We start from the raw sequence: 14,924 nt of genomic DNA on the forward strand, positions 1-14,924 counted from the left end.
CGGGCCGGTCCTGCGTCGCGGCCCTGCGTCAGAGGCGCAGCAGCCGATCCGCCAGCTCGCGGTAGTCCCGCAGGGCCAGGCGGAGTTGTTCGGTGTCGGTCGTCGACGCGGGCTTGCCCTCGCCGCCGTCGCCGGACTGCCAGGACGTGCGCAGGGTGCGGCGGCGCTGCTTCACGGCGTCCGTGAAACGGGTGGCGACCTCCTCCAGCACGTGGTCGGCCTCCTCCACGGCGGACCGCGGCCCGTCGACGAACCCGGCGACCGCGTGCTGCAGCTGCAAGGTGAGCTTGTCGCACTCGTCGTGCGGGAGGAGACGGGACGCGTGGGACTCGCGAGCTTCGCGGGGCTCACGGGACTCACGGGCCTCGTGGGGCTCACGGGCCTCGTGGGGCTCACGGCTGGAGGTGCGGTTCGTGTCCTTCAGCCCTGCGTCGGTCGCGGTGCCGGGCTTGCCCGGTTCGCCGGGCCTGCCGATCGGGTCCGGGGTGATGTCCCGGCCGCGCGCGGTCTCGCCGCCCGGGGTGCCGGTCCCGCGGTCCCGGTCGGGAGTCGCCCCGGCGGGAGTCACGAGGGGGCTCCGCTCCTCCGCCCGGTCGCCCGAGGCCTTGTCGGTCCTGCCTGTCCTGCCCTCGCCCGGACCGCTCGTGGTGTCTGCCATGTCGCTCAACTCTCCTTCGCGGTGGGGGTCCCCCCGCGCGAGCGCTTTCGAGCGTGGGGGAGCCTGGTGGACACCCACGGCAGGTGGGCGCGGCCGTTGCTGCGGGCGTCGCGCGACTCACCCTCGTGTGTGTGGGACTTCTCGGTGGGTGTACGGGACTCCTCGCGGCTCCGTGCCGGGCCCACCAGGTCCTCGAACAGGGCCCGGGCCTCGACCATGGCCGCGCGCATCTCCTCCGTACCGCCCCCGCCGCCGTCCTGCTCCTGCGTCTGCGCCCCGCTCGCGCGGGTGCGGGCGACGCGGTGCACACGCCGGTAGCCGTGCACATGGTCCGCGTGGTGCACGGACAGCGCGGCGAACTGCTCCTCGTACTGTGCACCGTCCGGGAAGCCCCGGGCGCCGGCCACCTCGGCGAGCAGCCGGTCCGCCTCGGCCACCGCCTCCTGCGGGGACTCGACGAAGCGTTCCTGGGCTGCCGTCCAGCGGGCCTCGTACTGCTCGCGCTGCGCGGGTTCCAGCGGCCGCTCGCGCAGCGATCCGTGCCGCTCCACGCGCTCGGTGAGCTCGTGCTCGGCGGCCTTCTCGTCCCCGTCGTGCCGGGCCACGGCCCGGTCGTACTCGGGCCCGAAGCGCCGCTTCAGGCCCCGGCCGTGCTGCGGCCCCCGGGCACGCAGGGCAAGGGCAGCCGCGATGACGACGACGGCCGCCACGATCACGATCAGAGCGATGATCACGCCTGTGGACATGAATGCCTTCCGGGTTCTCGACCCAATCGACCCTCGGTACGGGCCGGTTCCGCCGACCGGGTAGCCCGAGCAGCGCGGCTCAAACGGTTTCCGGGATTTACCCGGACCGTCGTGTCGATTCGGCGGCACCCCGACCGACGCAGGGCTGAAGGACACGAACCACTGCCGAGGAGAGAGTGACGAGTGGGGTCATCGCACGGCTGGCCATGTCGCTCGACGGACACATCGCGGTTCCCGAGTCGTGCCGCGAGCACCCTCGCAAGCCCCTCGTCAAGCAGGGCGGCACCACCCTCCACTTCGTCACCGAGGGCCCGGAGCGCGCCCTGGAACCGGCCCGGGAGGCCGTCGGTGGCAAGGACGCCTCCCCCGCGGGCGGGCTGGCTGGACGGACTGCTCCTGCGCGTCGTGCCGGACTCGCCGGAGGTCACGCATATTCGGTTGCGGCCGCCGCGCGCCCCCTACCGAGAATGAGGGCATGACCTGGACGATCACCCCGGAGCCCTACGACTCCCCCGTCGCCGCCGCCCTCTGGCGGGCGTACTACACGGAGGTCAGCGACCGCTACTACCTCCTGCACGAGGGACGCCGGACCGACCCGGCCGAGCTGGAGCGCGAGATCGCCGCGCACCCGGGCGCCGAGCTCACGCCGCCCGGCGGGCAGTTGCTGGTCGGGCGGTACGACGGCGAGCCGGCCGGCAGCGCGGGCGTACGGCTGCTGGGCGGCGGGGTCGCCGAGCTCACGCGGGTGTTCCTGTACGAGGAGATGCGCGGCAAGGGCGGGGCCGCACCCCTCGTGCGGGCCGCCGAGGACGCGGCCCGTGAACTGGGCGCCACCCGGATGATCCTCGACACCCGCGGCGACCTGATCGAGGCCCGCACCCTGTACGCCCGCCTCGGCTACGAGGAGACCGAGCCGCACAACGACGACAAGTACGCCGAGCACTGGTTCCGCAAGCAGCTCAACTGACCCGCGTCGCCGACCCGTTGTGCGGCTGCTCGCGATCCGAACCGCACAGTTCGTTGTTCAACTCCTTGACCAGCTGGGCCAGATCGGTGGGCCGGTCCGGCCCCCACCAGTCGCCGAGGAGTTCGGCGAGGGACTCCTCGCGGGCCTGGGCGAGGCGGTCGGCGACCTCGTGGCCCTGGTCGGTGAGGACGAGGTCGAGGCCCCGGCGTTCGCCCAGCCGGCGCTCCTCGACCTGGCGGGCGGCCTCGATGATGACGGTCAGCGGAACCGTGGTCCGCTCGGCGAGCACGGCCGGCTCCACCCAGCCGTACCTCCTGATCCGCAGCAGCAGCCAACTCGCCGCGGGCAGCAGGTCGTAGCCCGCCCGTACCGTGATCGTCTTGTAGATCTCGCGCCGCCCCTCCCGCGTGCCGAGCACCGACAGCGCACGGCACACCTCGTCGTACGAGGACCGTTCGACCGGGTTGCTGGCGAGCGTCTCCGTGAGGTCGGGCGCCGTGACGGAGCCGCGCAGCGGGTCCTCCCTGAGGAACCAGGCCAGCACGAAGCCGAGGAGGGCGACGGGGGCGGCGTACAGGAAGACGTCGGTGATGGACGAGGCGTACGCGTCCAGTGCCGGCGGGCGCAGCGCGGCCGGGAGTTCGGCGATGCCCCGCGGGTCGGACTCCAGCCCGTCGATCGAGATGCCGGACGGAAGCTGGGTGCCCTGGAAGGCGTCGGCCAGCTTGTCGCCGAGCCGGTTGGTGAAGATCGTGCCGAAGATGGCGACGCCGAACGAGGCCCCGATGGACCGGAAGAAGGTCGCACCGGAGGTGGCGACGCCGAGATCCTCGTACGAGACGGCGTTCTGCACGATCAGGACCAGCACCTGCATGACCAGACCGAGCCCCAGGCCGAAGACGAAGAAGTAGCTGCTCATCTCGCCGGTCGAGCTGTTCTCGTCGAGCTGGTGGAGGAGGAGCAGCCCGAGGGTGGTGACCGCCGTGCCCATGACCGGGAACACCTTCCAGCGGCCGGTGCGGCTGACGATCTGCCCGGAGGCGGTCGACGACAGCAGCAGGCCGAACACCATCGGCAGCATGTGCACGCCGGACATGGTCGGTGAGACACCCTGGACGACCTGCAGGAACGTCGGCAGATAGGTCATCGCGCCGAACATCGCGAAGCCGACGACGAAGCTGATGACGGCGGAGAGCGTGAAGGTGCGGATCCGGAAGAGCTTGAGCGGGATGACGGGTTCGGCGGCCCTCCGCTCCACGGCCACGAAGGCGACGGCGAGGACCACGCCCAGGACGGCCAGGCCGACGATCTGCGGCGAGCCCCAGCCCCAGGTGGTGCCGCCGAGGGACGCCACCAGCACCAGGCAGGTGGCGACGGCGGCGATGAGGAACGTGCCGAGGTAGTCGATGACGTGCCGCGTCGCCTTGCTCGGGATGCGCAGGACGGTCGCGATCACGACGAGGGCGACGGCGCCGATCGGGAGGTTGATGTAGAAGACCCAGCGCCAGCTCAGGTGCTCGGTGAACAGCCCGCCGAGCAGCGGGCCGAGGACACTCGTCGCCCCGAAGACGGCACCGAACAGCCCCTGGTAGCGCCCGCGTTCACGCGGCGGGACGAGGTCGCCGACGATCGCCATCGACAGCACCATCAGCCCGCCGCCGCCCAGGCCCTGCAGCGCCCGGAAGGCGATCAGCTGGGGCATGTTCTGTGCCATTCCGCACAGCGCGGAGCCGACGAGGAAAATCACGATCGCGGTCTGGAACAGCTTCTTCCGGCCGTATTGGTCGCCGAGCTTGCCCCACAGCGGGGTCGCGGCCGTCGCGGCCAGCAAATACGCCGTGACCACCCACGACAGGTGGTCCATACCGCCGAGATCGCTGACGATCGTGGGCAACGCGGTCGACACGATGGTCTGGTCGAGAGCGGCGAGCAGCATCCCGAGCAGCAGGGCGCCGATCGAGACGAGGACATTGCCGGACACGTGCTGGTCTCGTGTGTCTCGCACCTTCCCCGTCCTACCGTGCGCATCCGCGGCCATGAAGACCTCCCGGGGGACTCGTTACAACTCCATCGTGATCGGTGTGACCGCTTATGGCCTGTTGAGTCCTGTTGGAAGCCGGTATTCCGGGGGCTTCCGGGACACGTGTGTGGAGAGGGTCTGCATAATCTCTGGAGTTCGCGAGGGGAGGGACGAACACATGGCGGAGTCGAACGGTCATTTGTGCCCGGAGTGCGGGGCACCCAGAGGGGCCGACAACACGCCGTCGTGCGGGTGCACGGAGCGGGCGTCCGAGGCCCTGCGTGACGCGCGTACGGCGGAGGCGGCCGCGGCGGAGGACTTCGATCCGCTGCGCATACGGCCGTACGTCGAGCTCGAGGGCGGTGCGGCTGTCCAGGAGCCCCCGTCGGCGGCCGACGACACGACGGAGCTGCCCGCGGTCGAGGCCACGATGCCGCTCATGCCGCTCCGGGCGGCCGACACGGATTCCGCACTCCCCACACCCCTGGCACCCCCGGCCACCGCGCCCAGCGCCGCCGACCTGAGCCTGTTCGAGGAAGGCGCCGCGCCCGTCGGGGAGAGTCCGCGCCGCAGCCGGCGCCGTACCGCTCTGCTGGGCGTGGGCGGGGCGCTCGTCACGGTGGTGACGGCGGCCGGGTTCGGGAGCGGGCTGTTCACCTACGAGACGCCGTCGCGGGACCAGGCGGCGCCGGAGGGCGTACGGGCGGCCGTGCCGGACGCGTCGACCAGCGCGGCGTCCGTGGCGCCGGCCACGCAGTCCCGCTCCGCGCAGCCGACATCCGCGTCCCCGTCACCGTCGCCGTCCGACAGCGCCGGCTCGTCGCCCTCCACCTCGCCCTCGGCATCCCGGTCCAGCGCCTCCCCGAGCCCGTCCGGCTCGGCCGCCGAGCCGACGGCCTCCGGCTCCACCACGTCGGCCGACGACTCCGACAGCGCCCGCGAGACGACACCCCCCGTCCTGCGCCGCGGCTCCGACGGCGACGAGGTCGTCGAACTCGAGCTACGACTGACCCAGCTCGGCCTCTACACGAGAAAGGCGAGCGGCCACTACAACGAGGGCGTCGAGGACGCGGTCGGCAACTACCAGCGGACGCGAGGCATCCAGGCGGAGGAGTACGGCGTCTACGACCTGGTGACACGGGAACGGCTGGAATCGGAGACGACGGAGCCGTAGGCCTCCGGCGGCGGGTCGGGCACCTGTCGCGGGTGCGCCCCTCAACACCGATCCAGACAATCCCAGCCCGCCCGGCGTCCGAGGACAAGCACGGCCATCCCGCCCCCCCCACTACAGGGGCACGCCTTCAGCACCGTCCGGCACCTCCAGCCCGTCCGGCGTCCGAGGACAGAAATTGCCGTCCCGATCCCCCACCCACCCACTGAGGCCGTCACTTCGAGGCACCGGACCAGGCAAATTCAGCCCGCCCGACATCCGAGGACGGGAATTGCCGTCCCGATCCCCCACCCACCCACTGAGGCCGTCACTTCAAGGCGCCGGACCAGGCAAATTCAGCCCGTCCGGCGTTTGAGGACGAGGCCCCTTCAGGGCCGACAGCGGGGGTCTGGGGGCGGCAGCCCCCAGGGACGGGACGGGTAGGGGCGGCGGGGGCCGACGCCGCCCCAGACCTAGCCGACGTACAGCCGAACCGTCCCGTCCTCCACGGCCTCCACCCGGACCTGGGTCAAGTCCCGGACCACCACATCCGGCCCGTAGAAGTCAGCCCGTGACCCGACCCCCACAACCCGCATCCCCGCAGCGCGCCCCGCGGCGATACCCGCCCCGGAGTCCTCGAAGACGATGCAGTCGGCAGGTGCCACACCCAGTTCCGCGGCACCCTTCAGAAAGCCCTCGGGGTCGGGCTTGCTCGCCCCCACGGACTCGGCGGTCACCCGGACGTCCGGCAGCTCCAGACCGGCCGCGGCCATCCGTGCCGTGGACAGCGCGACATCGGCGGAGGTCACCAGGGCATGCGGTACACCCCGCAGCGACGCGAGGAACTCGGCCGCACCCGGAATCGCGACCACACCGTCCATGTCCGCGGTCTCCTCCGCGAGCATCCGCGCGTTGTCGGCGTGGTTCTGCTCCATGGGCCGGTCCGGCAGCAGCAGTGCCATCGACGCGTGCCCCTGCCGCCCGTGGACGACCTTCATGATCTCGTCCGCGTCCAGCCCGTGCCGCTCGGCCCAGCGCCGCCAGCAGCGCTCGACGACGGCGTCGGAGTTGACGAGAGTGCCGTCCATGTCCAGCAGAAGGGCACGGGCGGTCAGCACGGCGGTGGCCGTCATCGGCAGCTCCAGACACAGACGAGAAGGGGGCGTACCGGCAACCCCCGGAGGGACAAGGCGGCCCCGCCCGCCGGTCAGGGAAAACGGGCGGGAGCCACTTTGTTTCTCCACGGTACAAAACCGAACCGCTTTGCGCCACCGCCTCCCGGCACAGTTCACTCACCGTTCAGCTCGGTCGGTCGCTCACCGTTCAGCTCGGCCGGCCCTCAGCCGGTCACCGCTTCCCACAGACTCCACACCCCGAGCCCCAGCATCAGCAGCGCCGCGACCTTGGTGATGAGCTTCAGCGGAACCCGCTTCATCAGGGCCTTTCCGCCGACGATGCCGAGTCCGGCCACCGCCCACAGCGCGAGCACCGCGCCTAGTCCGACGGAGAGCGGGTCGTCGTAACGGGCCGCGAGGTTCGCCGTCATGATCTGGGTGAGATCACCGAACTCGGCGACCAGAATCAGCATGAAGCCCGCCCCCGCGACCTTCCAGAAGGACTGGTTCTCGGGACGCCGGATCTCCTCCTCGTCCTCGTCCTTCTTCATGAGCAGCACAGCGGCGCCGCCCAGGAACAGCACGCCGGTCAGCGCGTGCACGAGCTGCTGCGGCAGCAGCGTCAGCACACTGCCCGCCGCGACGGCGAGCGCGACATGCAGCGCGAAGGCGGCGGCGACGCCGGCGAAGACGTACGAGGCGCGATAGCGGGTGCCGAGGACGAGGCCGGCGAGCGCGGTCTTGTCCGGCAGTTCGGCGAGGAAGACGACGCCGAAGACGACGGCCGTCACGGTGAAGCTGATCAAGGTCCCTCAATCGGTCGGGGCTGCCCCACCGAGAGTGTTACTGCAAAACGACACCTCGGCACGGCAGCACACAGTCAGTGCACTACTGGCCGAAGGTCTCGCTGGCCGGTCACATGTGACCTGCCTCCGGGCGCCGGCTCAGACGAGCTGAGCAGTATGTCGACGGTCCGGCGAAGAGCTACTCCCCTTCTGCGCCGTCAATCATACGAGATCGTTTCGCGATAAACCTTGTCATGTCATGTACGCGTCACTAGCTTCTTACCGAACGCACACCTCCCGGCAACACAGAGCCGCGAGCATTCCAACGCTCGCGCTCAACACCCCCACCCCCCAAGGGAGTTCGCATGCCGAAGTTCTACGCGCGTCGACGGCTCAGCATACTCGCGGCACTCACCGGACTCATAGCCTCGGTCGGACTTTTCAACGGTCCGACCGCCTCCGCCGCTCTCCCCACCCCGGTCAGCGCCGCCACCGCCCGCACCTACCTCGCCTCCCTCACTGTGGCGACCGAGGACCGCACCGGCTACGACCGTGATCTCTTCCCGCACTGGATCACCATCTCCGGCACCTGCAACACCCGTGAGACGGTCCTGAAGCGGGACGGTACGAACGTCGTCACCAGCTCCGCCTGTGCCGCGACCAGCGGCTCCTGGTACTCCGTGTACGACGGCGCCACCTGGACCGCCGCCTCCGACCTCGACATCGACCACCTGGTCCCGCTGGCCGAGGCCTGGGACTCCGGCGCCGACAGCTGGACCACCGCCCAGCGCCAGGCCTTCGCCAACGACCTGACCCGCCCGCAGCTCATCGCCGTCACGGACAACGTGAACCAGTCGAAGAGCGACCAGGACCCGGCCGAGTGGATGCCCCCGGTCAGCTCGTACGCCTGCACCTACGTCCGTGCCTGGGTCCAGGTGAAGTACTACTACGACCTCTCGGTCGACTCCGCGGAGAAGACCAAGCTGAGCTCGGTCCTCAGCGGCTGCTGATCCCGGGCTCCGCAATCCACGGATTCCGCACACCGGTTCCCGAACCGTGATCCGCGGAACCTCCCCGCCCACCTCCGTCGTTCCGTACCGTACGGGGCGACGGAGGAGGGGCATCACGTGGCCGAACTGCGCCTGGGACCACTGCTGAGATACGCCGACGGCTCGTCCGCGACCGTCTGGGTCGAGGCGAGCCGTCCGTGCACCGCCGAGGTGCGCTGCGCGGACGGCGCCCGCGGCGAGGCCCCCACCTTCCAGGTCGCGGGCCATCACTACGCCCTCGTCCCGGTGAGCGGCTTCGCACCGGGCACGACACGGCCGTACGAGGTGTTCCTGGACGGCACGCGCGTGTGGCCGCTGTCCGACGCCCCCTTCTCGGCGTTTCCGCCGTCCGTGATCCGCACGCCGAGTGAGGACGACAGCGTCCGCGTCGCCTTCGGCTCCTGCCGCTGGGCCGCGCCCCCGTCCGGCGAGCGGGACCCGGTCGGCCCGGACGCCCTGGACACGCTGGCGTCCCGGATCGCGGGCGACCCGGCCGGCGAACGTCCCGACGTACTCCTCCTGTTGGGCGACCAGGTCTACGCCGACGAGACCTCCCCGGCCACCCGCCGCTGGCTGGCCGCCCGCCGCGATCTGAGCGACCCGCCGGGCAACCAGGTGGCGGACTACGAGGAGTACACCCACCTCTACTACGAGTCCTGGCTCGACCCCGAGGTCCGCTGGCTGCTGTCCACCGTGCCCAGCTGCATGATCTTCGACGACCACGACGTCATAGACGACTGGAACACCTCTGCCGCCTGGGTCGAGGACATCCGGGCCACCGACTGGTGGCGCGAGCGGCTGCTGAGCGGCCTGATGTCGTACTGGGTCCACCAGCACCTGGGGAACCTGTCCCCGGACGAGCTGGCGACCGACCCGCTCTACGCCGCCGTACGCGAAACCCCGGACGGCACCGACGAGTTGCGTGCCTTCGCCTGCAAGGCCGACGCCGACCCGGCCACCGTCCGCTGGAGCTACCGGCGCGACTTCGGCCGCACCCGCCTGCTGATGGTGGACACCCGCGCGGCCCGCGTCCTCGACGAGCAGAGCCGGGCGATGCTCGATCCGGGCGAGGCCCGGTGGCTGCGCGAGCAGATGCTGGAGGAGCCCGGTTCCTGCGACCATCTCCTCATCGGCACCTCGCTGCCCTGGCTGCTGCCGCACCTCGTGCACGACGCCGAGGCGTGGAACGCGGCGCTGTGTCGGGGCGAGAAGGGGGCACGCTGGGCGCGGTTCGGGGAGAACCTGCGGCGGGCGGCGGACCTGGAGCACTGGGCGGCGTTCCCCGCGTCCTTCGAGGCGCTCACGGCGCTGATCGCCGAGGCGGGCTCGGGGCCCGAGGCGCCGGCGACGGTGCTCGTGCTGTCCGGGGACGTGCACCACGCGTACGTGGCCGAGCCGAGGTGGCCCTCCGACGCCCCGGACGCACGGGTCCTCCAGCTCACCTGCTCTCCTGTCCACAACTCGATACCGCCGTACATACGGCTCGGTTTCCGCTTCGGCTGGAGTGCCGTGGCCCGGGCTCTCGGCCGCCGTTTCGCCGCGCACGGCGACTGTTCGCGGCCGCCGGTCAGCTGGCGCAAGACGGGCGGGCCCTGGTTCGGCAACCAGCTCATGACGCTGACGCTGCGCGGGCGTTCGGCGCTGCTGCGGCTGGAGCAGGCGCGGGAGGTGCGCGGTGGACGACCGCAACTGGTGACCGTCACGGAGTCCGAAGTCGCCCGGTAATCGGCCTCTTTGGACCGTTTGTTGCGGCCGTGGCCCGGGATGCTCGTGATGCATCCCACAGTCCCCGCCCCCAGGGGTCGGCTCTCCCTGCCCCCGACGGCATGATGAGGCGGACCGTCCGCTTCCAGTGGGCGGTTGTATGCCATACGGCTTCACCACGCGCCCCACACGCCCGGGAGTCCCCCTCTTGCCCGCACCGACCACGGACCACGTGCCCGTCTCCGTCGCCCTGGTCGGCGCGGGCCCGCGCGGCACCAGCGTCCTGGAACGCCTCTGCGCCTCCGCCCCGGAACTCCTCCCGCCCGGGGTACGGCTGACCGTCCATGTCGTGGACCCGGCCCCGCCGGGCCCCGGCCGGGTCTGGCGCACCGCGCAGTCGGCCGAGCTGCTGATGAACACCGTGGCCTCCCAGGTGACCCTGTTCACCGACGACAGCGTGGACTGCTCGGGGCCGATCACACCGGGCCCCAGCCTGCACACGTGGGCGGGCGGCGAGCTGGGCCCGGACGACTACCCGACCCGCGCGCTCTACGGCCGGTATCTGGAGTGGGTGTTCGCGCGGACGGTGCGCGAGGCGCCGGAGTCGCTGCGCGTCGAGACGCACGCCGCACGGGCGGTGGGGCTCGACGACGCCCCCGACGGCAGCCAGTCCCTCACTCTCGACGACGGCCGCCGGCTGACCGGCCTGTCCGCCGTCGTCCTCGCCCAGGGCCATCTCCCGGTGGCCGCGGACGCCGCGCAACGGCGGCTGGCCGCGTACGCCGAACGCCACGGCCTGCACCACATACCGCCCGCCAACCCGGCCGACGTGGACCTGTCTCGTATACCGCCGGGCGAGCGGGTGCTGCTGCGCGGTCTGGGCCTCAACTTCTTCGACCACACGGCCCTGTTGACGACCGGCCGCGGCGGCCGTTTCGTATCCGATCGCGAGGGCCTGCGCTACCTGCCCTCCGGCCGCGAGCCGCGCCTGTACGCCGGTTCGCGGCGCGGCATCCCGTACCAGGCGCGCGGCGACAACGCCAAGGGCCCCTACGGCCGTCACCTCCCGCTCGTCCTCACCGACGAGGTGATCGCCCGCTTCCGCAAGCGCGCCGACTCCGGCGAGGCACCGGACTTCCTCGCGGAGATATGGCCGCTGGTGGCGAAGGAGGTGGAGACGGTCCACTACGAAGCCCTCATCGGGGCACGGGAGTTCAGGGACCGCTTCCTGGCCACCGTTCACCGCAGCCCCGAAGAGGCCGCCGTGCTGGACGAGTTCGGGGTGACCCCGGCCGACCGCTGGTCCTGGGACCGGATCTCACGGCCGTACGCGGGGCACGACTTCACCGGCCCCGGCGCCTGGCGGGACTGGCTGCTCGGCCACCTCCGGGCGGACGCGGCCGAGGCCGCGCTCGGCAATGTCGCCGGCCCGCTGAAGGCGGCCCTGGACGTGCTGCGGGACCTGCGCAACGAGCTGCGGCGGATCGTCGACCACGGCGGCCTCGCGGGCACGTCCCGCCGGGACCATCTGGACCGCTGGTACACCCCGCTCAACGCCTTCCTGTCCATCGGTCCGCCCCGGCGGCGCATCGAGGAACTGGCCGCGCTCGTGGAGGCGGGCGTGGTGGAGGTGCTGGGCCCGCGGCTCGAGGTCCGCGAGGAGGACGAGGCCTGGGTGGCGCGCTCCCCCGAGGTGCCGGGGTCCGCCGTACGCGTGACGACGCTCGTCGAGGCGCGGCTGCCGGAACCGGATCTGCGGCACACCGCCGACCCGCTGCTCGCCCGGCTGCTGAAGACCGGCCAGTGCCGGCCGCACGCCGTGGACGGTTACGAGACGGGAGGGCTGGACGTAACACAGCGACCGTACCGTCTGATCGACCGTCAAGGTGGTGTCCACGCAAGGCGGTTCGCCTTCGGGGTGCCGACGGAGGGCGTGCACTGGGTGACCGCGGCGGGCGCCAGGCCGGGTGTGGATTCGGTCACGCTTTCGGACGCGGATGCGGTGGCGAGAGCGGTTCTACGTGCGGTGGGGCCTGAAACGGAGCCCCAAGCGGAGGTAAACCGGTGGCCAAATGTTGAACTTGCAAGCATTGATTAGGTTCACCTAACGTAAATGGCTCACTCGGTTCTGTCCCCAAACCGGTCCTCACGAGGGACCGGTCACCGGTTCCCACAAGGGACCGGCACACCGAAGGAGTCACCCCCCACATGACTGCAAGCCTCAACAAGGCGCAGCCGTACGCCCTCGGCCTCTTCCGGATCGTCGTCGGCCTGCTCTTCGCCTGCCACGGCGCCGCCTCGCTCTTCGGCGTCCTCGGCGGCGCCATGGGCGGCGGCACGATCGACGCCGGCACCTGGCCGGGCTGGTACGCGGCCGTGATCCAGTTGGTCGGCGGCAGCCTCGTACTGCTGGGCCTGGGTACCCGCGCCGCCGCGCTCATCGCCTCCGGATCCATGGCGTACGCGTACTTCAAGGTCCACCAGCCGGAGACCCTGTGGCCCCTGCAGAACGGCGGCGAGGCCTCGGCGATGTTCTGCTGGGCCTTCCTGCTGCTGGTCTTCACCGGCTCCGGCGCCTTCGGCCTGGACCGGCTGTTCACCAAGCGCACGACGGCAGCGGAGAAGCCGGTGACCGAGCAGACGCCGGTGGCCGCGTAACCCTGTAGCCGCGGTGCCCTCCCCCTCACCGGCGAGGAGGAGGGCACCGTCGTGCACTCAGGCGGTCCAGCCGAACGGCACGGTGAAGCAGGCCACGCGTACTCCATGGGTGCCGGGCATGTCGTGGACGACGACGGAGGACGCCTCGCCCTGCCGGAAGCCCCACTTGTGCCGGGCGCTCGCCTCACCCGAGCCGTCACCGTCGGCGGTGAAGTCGAGCCAGACCTCGTTGTCCGCGTTGACGTCGGCGGGGTCGGTGGACGGCTTGTGCTGGTAGTGCCCGCCCGCGGCGGCCGGGTCGGCCGCGCAGGGCTTCCGGTGCACATGGACGCCGTACTCGTGCCCGGGGTTCAACCCCTCCACCCGCAGCCGCACGGTGGTCGCGCCGCTCTCCTCGGTGCGCTGGCCCACCTCGATCCAGGCGGCGGCCGGGACGAGCTTCATGTCGTACGTCACCGCCGCCGACGGGATGAAGGCGGTGGGCGGCGCGAACTGCGCCTCCGTCCGCATCCAGTAGCCGTGGGCACCGCCGGTGCCGCTTGCGAGTACGGCCGCGGCGACGGCGCCCGCGCATATTCCTGCCAACATGATGTGTACCGTTCCTAAGCTTCTACGGGTCTTCTCCCGTTTTTGTCGCTTTTGTCGCCCCTCTCCGCGCTACGGGACACCCGCCCGGGCCGCCCTCGGGAAGCGGCAGCCGGGTGAACGGATCGCGCCGAACGCATGAGCCCCCCGTGAATCTCCTGTCACACCCCAGGCGTACGCTGTATGGCTGTACTCGGGGGAATTACGGGGAGTCGCGGTGTTGGAGAGTGTGGGGTCGCTGACCGGCAGCCCATGGATCTATGCGGCGGTGGCCGTTTCGGTGCTCCTCGACGTGTTCCTCCCGGTCCTGCCGAGCGGCGTCCTGGTCATCACGGCCGCGACGGCGGCCGCCGCGGGCTCCGGCGCGGCGCGGGTCCCCGACGAGGTGCCCGACATCCTCGCCCTGATCCTGTGCGCCGCCACCGCGTCCGTGCTGGGCGACCTGGTGGCGTACCGGCTGGCCTGGCGCGGCAGCCCCCGCCTGGACCGCGCGATCGCCCGCTCCCGCCGGCTGACCACCGCGCAGGAACGTCTCGGCGGCGCCCTCGCCACCGGCGGCGGCGCCCTGGTGGTCCTCGCCCGCTTCGCCCCGGCCGGCCGTTCGGTCGTCTCCCTCGTCGCCGGCGCCGCCCACCGCCGCGCCCGCGACTTCCTCCCCTGGTCCGCCCTGGCAGGCCTGACCTGGGCCGCGTACAGCGTGGCCCTCGGCTACTACGGCGCCCAGTGGCTGGGCACGACGTGGGTGGCGACGGGGGTGTCCGTGCTGGCGCTGTTCGGAGCGGGTGCGGGAGCGGCGTACGTCATGCGCCGCCAGCCGGCCTGACGGCAGCGGCAGCGGCAGCGGCAGCGGCAGCGGCAGCGGCAGCGGCAGCGGCAGCGGCAGCGGCAGCGGCAGCGGCAGCGGCACGATAGGCGGCGCATCTGCCGCGTCTGCGGGCAGTCGTGCCGGCTACGGCAGCGCCCACCGGCACCGGCACTGCCGTAGTCGGCGCCCCTGCCGCAGCTACGGCCGCCCCACAGAAGCGGCACCCCGCAGCGCCGGGCTGCGCACCCTACCCCCGCCCAGCCCCACGCCGGGCAAGCCACGAACCCCGCTCAGCCGGCCTGCCGCCCGGCAACCCCCCGCACCTCGAGCCCCGCCAACAACTCCCCCGTGGCCTCGGCGATCGCATCGACCGCCCGGTCGAAGACCTCCCGGTTGTGCGCGGCAGGCGCCCGGAAGCCGGACACCTTCCGCACATACTGCAGAGCGGCGGCCCGGATCTCATCCTCCGTCGCCTCTTCGGGCAACGCGGGCGGGCGAAGTGTTTTGATGCTGCGGCACATACCCCCAGTCTCACCCCGCACGGGCAAGAGCGCCGCACCTCCACCGGATTGCACAGAACACGACCACCGTGGAGAGGCAGCCGCACCTGCTCGCACCGGGGACTTCCGTGCGTCTGCAGCTGCTGACATGATCGTTTCCGAGGCGGCCACCGACCCCGGGG

Annotated in this window: 15 protein-coding genes; 8 read left to right on the plus strand and 7 right to left on the minus strand. The window is 71.6% G+C overall.

Features of this window, described 5'->3' with window-relative positions; translation table 11 throughout:
• Positions 1-28: 28 nt before the first annotated feature.
• On the minus strand, positions 29-658 hold the full coding sequence (locus IG08_RS0109670; RefSeq protein ID WP_030598873.1) for a hypothetical protein: 630 nt from the start codon (positions 656-658) through the stop codon (positions 29-31).
• Positions 659-663: 5 nt separating this feature from the next.
• Positions 664-1,404: a hypothetical protein gene (locus tag IG08_RS0109675; RefSeq protein WP_052424568.1), complete on the minus strand. Its 741-nt coding sequence runs from the start codon at positions 1,402-1,404 to the stop codon at positions 664-666.
• A 176-nt stretch (positions 1,405-1,580) separates the two neighbouring features.
• Here IG08_RS0109675 and IG08_RS58880 point away from each other — a divergent pair, with 176 nt between their 5' ends.
• Together IG08_RS58880 and IG08_RS0109680 are read left to right on the plus strand one after the other, a co-directional pair.
• Entirely contained in the window at positions 1,581-1,883 is a 303-nt protein-coding gene (locus tag IG08_RS58880) for a hypothetical protein (protein WP_158812200.1), read from the plus strand.
• Positions 1,880-2,371, plus strand: a complete 492-nt coding sequence (locus IG08_RS0109680; RefSeq protein WP_030598876.1) for a GNAT family N-acetyltransferase — start codon at positions 1,880-1,882, stop codon at positions 2,369-2,371. The genes IG08_RS58880 and IG08_RS0109680 overlap by 4 nt, the downstream gene beginning before the upstream one ends.
• Here IG08_RS0109680 and IG08_RS0109685 read toward each other — a convergent pair.
• The gene (locus tag IG08_RS0109685; protein WP_030598878.1) at positions 2,364-4,409 is read right to left on the minus strand and encodes an MDR family MFS transporter; all 2,046 of its coding nucleotides are present in this window, start codon (positions 4,407-4,409) and stop codon (positions 2,364-2,366) included. The genes IG08_RS0109680 and IG08_RS0109685 overlap by 8 nt on opposite strands.
• A 160-nt stretch (positions 4,410-4,569) precedes the next feature.
• Here IG08_RS0109685 and IG08_RS0109690 point away from each other — a divergent pair, with 160 nt between their 5' ends.
• Complete coding sequence (locus tag IG08_RS0109690; RefSeq protein WP_030598880.1) at positions 4,570-5,565, plus strand: peptidoglycan-binding domain-containing protein; 996 nt, start codon at positions 4,570-4,572, stop codon at positions 5,563-5,565.
• Between the two features lie 449 nt (positions 5,566-6,014).
• Here IG08_RS0109690 and IG08_RS0109695 read toward each other — a convergent pair whose 3' ends face one another.
• Positions 6,015-6,674 carry an HAD-IA family hydrolase gene (locus IG08_RS0109695; RefSeq protein ID WP_030598882.1) on the minus strand — a complete coding sequence of 220 codons (660 nt, stop codon included), beginning with the start codon at positions 6,672-6,674 and terminating at the stop codon, positions 6,015-6,017.
• A gap of 206 nt (positions 6,675-6,880) precedes the next feature.
• Positions 6,881-7,462: a TMEM165/GDT1 family protein gene (locus IG08_RS0109700; RefSeq protein ID WP_030598884.1), complete on the minus strand. Its 582-nt coding sequence runs from the start codon at positions 7,460-7,462 to the stop codon at positions 6,881-6,883.
• A gap of 344 nt (positions 7,463-7,806) precedes the next feature.
• On the opposite strand from IG08_RS0109700, the gene IG08_RS0109705 reads away from it, so the two are divergent.
• From IG08_RS0109705 to IG08_RS0109720, 4 genes are all read left to right on the plus strand, one after another.
• Positions 7,807-8,451 (plus strand): HNH endonuclease family protein, encoded by a 645-nt coding sequence (locus tag IG08_RS0109705; protein ID WP_030598886.1) that lies wholly within the window; start codon positions 7,807-7,809, stop codon positions 8,449-8,451.
• Between the two features lie 117 nt (positions 8,452-8,568).
• Positions 8,569-10,215 carry an alkaline phosphatase D family protein gene (locus IG08_RS0109710; protein WP_030598888.1) on the plus strand — a complete coding sequence of 549 codons (1,647 nt, stop codon included), beginning with the start codon at positions 8,569-8,571 and terminating at the stop codon, positions 10,213-10,215.
• Between the two features lie 139 nt (positions 10,216-10,354).
• A complete protein-coding gene (locus tag IG08_RS0109715; protein ID WP_078655513.1) occupies positions 10,355-12,292 on the plus strand; it encodes an FAD/NAD(P)-binding protein in 1,938 nt (645 codons plus the stop codon).
• A gap of 110 nt (positions 12,293-12,402) precedes the next feature.
• Positions 12,403-12,852, plus strand: a complete 450-nt coding sequence (locus tag IG08_RS0109720; RefSeq protein ID WP_030598895.1) for a DoxX family protein — start codon at positions 12,403-12,405, stop codon at positions 12,850-12,852.
• Positions 12,853-12,909: 57 nt separating this feature from the next.
• Here IG08_RS0109720 and IG08_RS0109725 read toward each other — a convergent pair whose 3' ends face one another.
• Positions 12,910-13,440, minus strand: coding sequence for a superoxide dismutase family protein (locus tag IG08_RS0109725; protein WP_030598898.1), 531 nt, complete (start codon positions 13,438-13,440; stop codon positions 12,910-12,912).
• 214 nt (positions 13,441-13,654) lie between these two features.
• On the opposite strand from IG08_RS0109725, the gene IG08_RS0109730 reads away from it, so the two are divergent.
• On the plus strand, positions 13,655-14,260 hold the full coding sequence (locus IG08_RS0109730) for a DedA family protein (RefSeq protein WP_030598900.1): 606 nt from the start codon (positions 13,655-13,657) through the stop codon (positions 14,258-14,260).
• 272 nt (positions 14,261-14,532) lie between these two features.
• On the opposite strand, the gene IG08_RS0109735 is transcribed toward IG08_RS0109730, so the two are convergent.
• Entirely contained in the window at positions 14,533-14,763 is a 231-nt protein-coding gene (locus IG08_RS0109735; protein WP_030598902.1) for a DUF2277 domain-containing protein, read from the minus strand.
• Between the last annotated feature and the right edge of the window lie 161 nt (positions 14,764-14,924).

It is taken from the genome of Streptomyces fulvoviolaceus, from assembly GCF_000718165.1.
Taxonomy (GTDB): Bacteria; Actinomycetota; Actinomycetes; order Streptomycetales; family Streptomycetaceae; genus Streptomyces; species Streptomyces fulvoviolaceus.

Excerpts from the sequence above, each read along its gene's own strand:
- IG08_RS0109670 (WP_030598873.1), bottom strand. The coding sequence starts at position 658 with ATGGCAGACACCACGAGCGGTCCGGGCGAGGGCAGGACAGGCAGGACC.
- IG08_RS0109675 (WP_052424568.1), bottom strand. The coding sequence starts at position 1,404 with ATGTCCACAGGCGTGATCATCGCTCTGATCGTGATCGTGGCGGCCGTC.
- IG08_RS0109680 (WP_030598876.1), top strand. The coding sequence starts at position 1,880 with ATGACCTGGACGATCACCCCGGAGCCCTACGACTCCCCCGTCGCCGCC.
- IG08_RS0109685 (WP_030598878.1), bottom strand. The coding sequence starts at position 4,409 with ATGGCCGCGGATGCGCACGGTAGGACGGGGAAGGTGCGAGACACACGA.
- IG08_RS0109690 (WP_030598880.1), top strand. The coding sequence starts at position 4,570 with ATGGCGGAGTCGAACGGTCATTTGTGCCCGGAGTGCGGGGCACCCAGA.
- IG08_RS0109695 (WP_030598882.1), bottom strand. The coding sequence starts at position 6,674 with ATGACGGCCACCGCCGTGCTGACCGCCCGTGCCCTTCTGCTGGACATG.
- IG08_RS0109705 (WP_030598886.1), top strand. The coding sequence starts at position 7,807 with ATGCCGAAGTTCTACGCGCGTCGACGGCTCAGCATACTCGCGGCACTC.
- IG08_RS0109715 (WP_078655513.1), top strand. The coding sequence starts at position 10,355 with ATGCCATACGGCTTCACCACGCGCCCCACACGCCCGGGAGTCCCCCTC.
- IG08_RS0109720 (WP_030598895.1), top strand. The coding sequence starts at position 12,403 with ATGACTGCAAGCCTCAACAAGGCGCAGCCGTACGCCCTCGGCCTCTTC.
- IG08_RS0109725 (WP_030598898.1), bottom strand. The coding sequence starts at position 13,440 with ATGTTGGCAGGAATATGCGCGGGCGCCGTCGCCGCGGCCGTACTCGCA.
- IG08_RS0109735 (WP_030598902.1), bottom strand. The coding sequence starts at position 14,763 with ATGTGCCGCAGCATCAAAACACTTCGCCCGCCCGCGTTGCCCGAAGAG.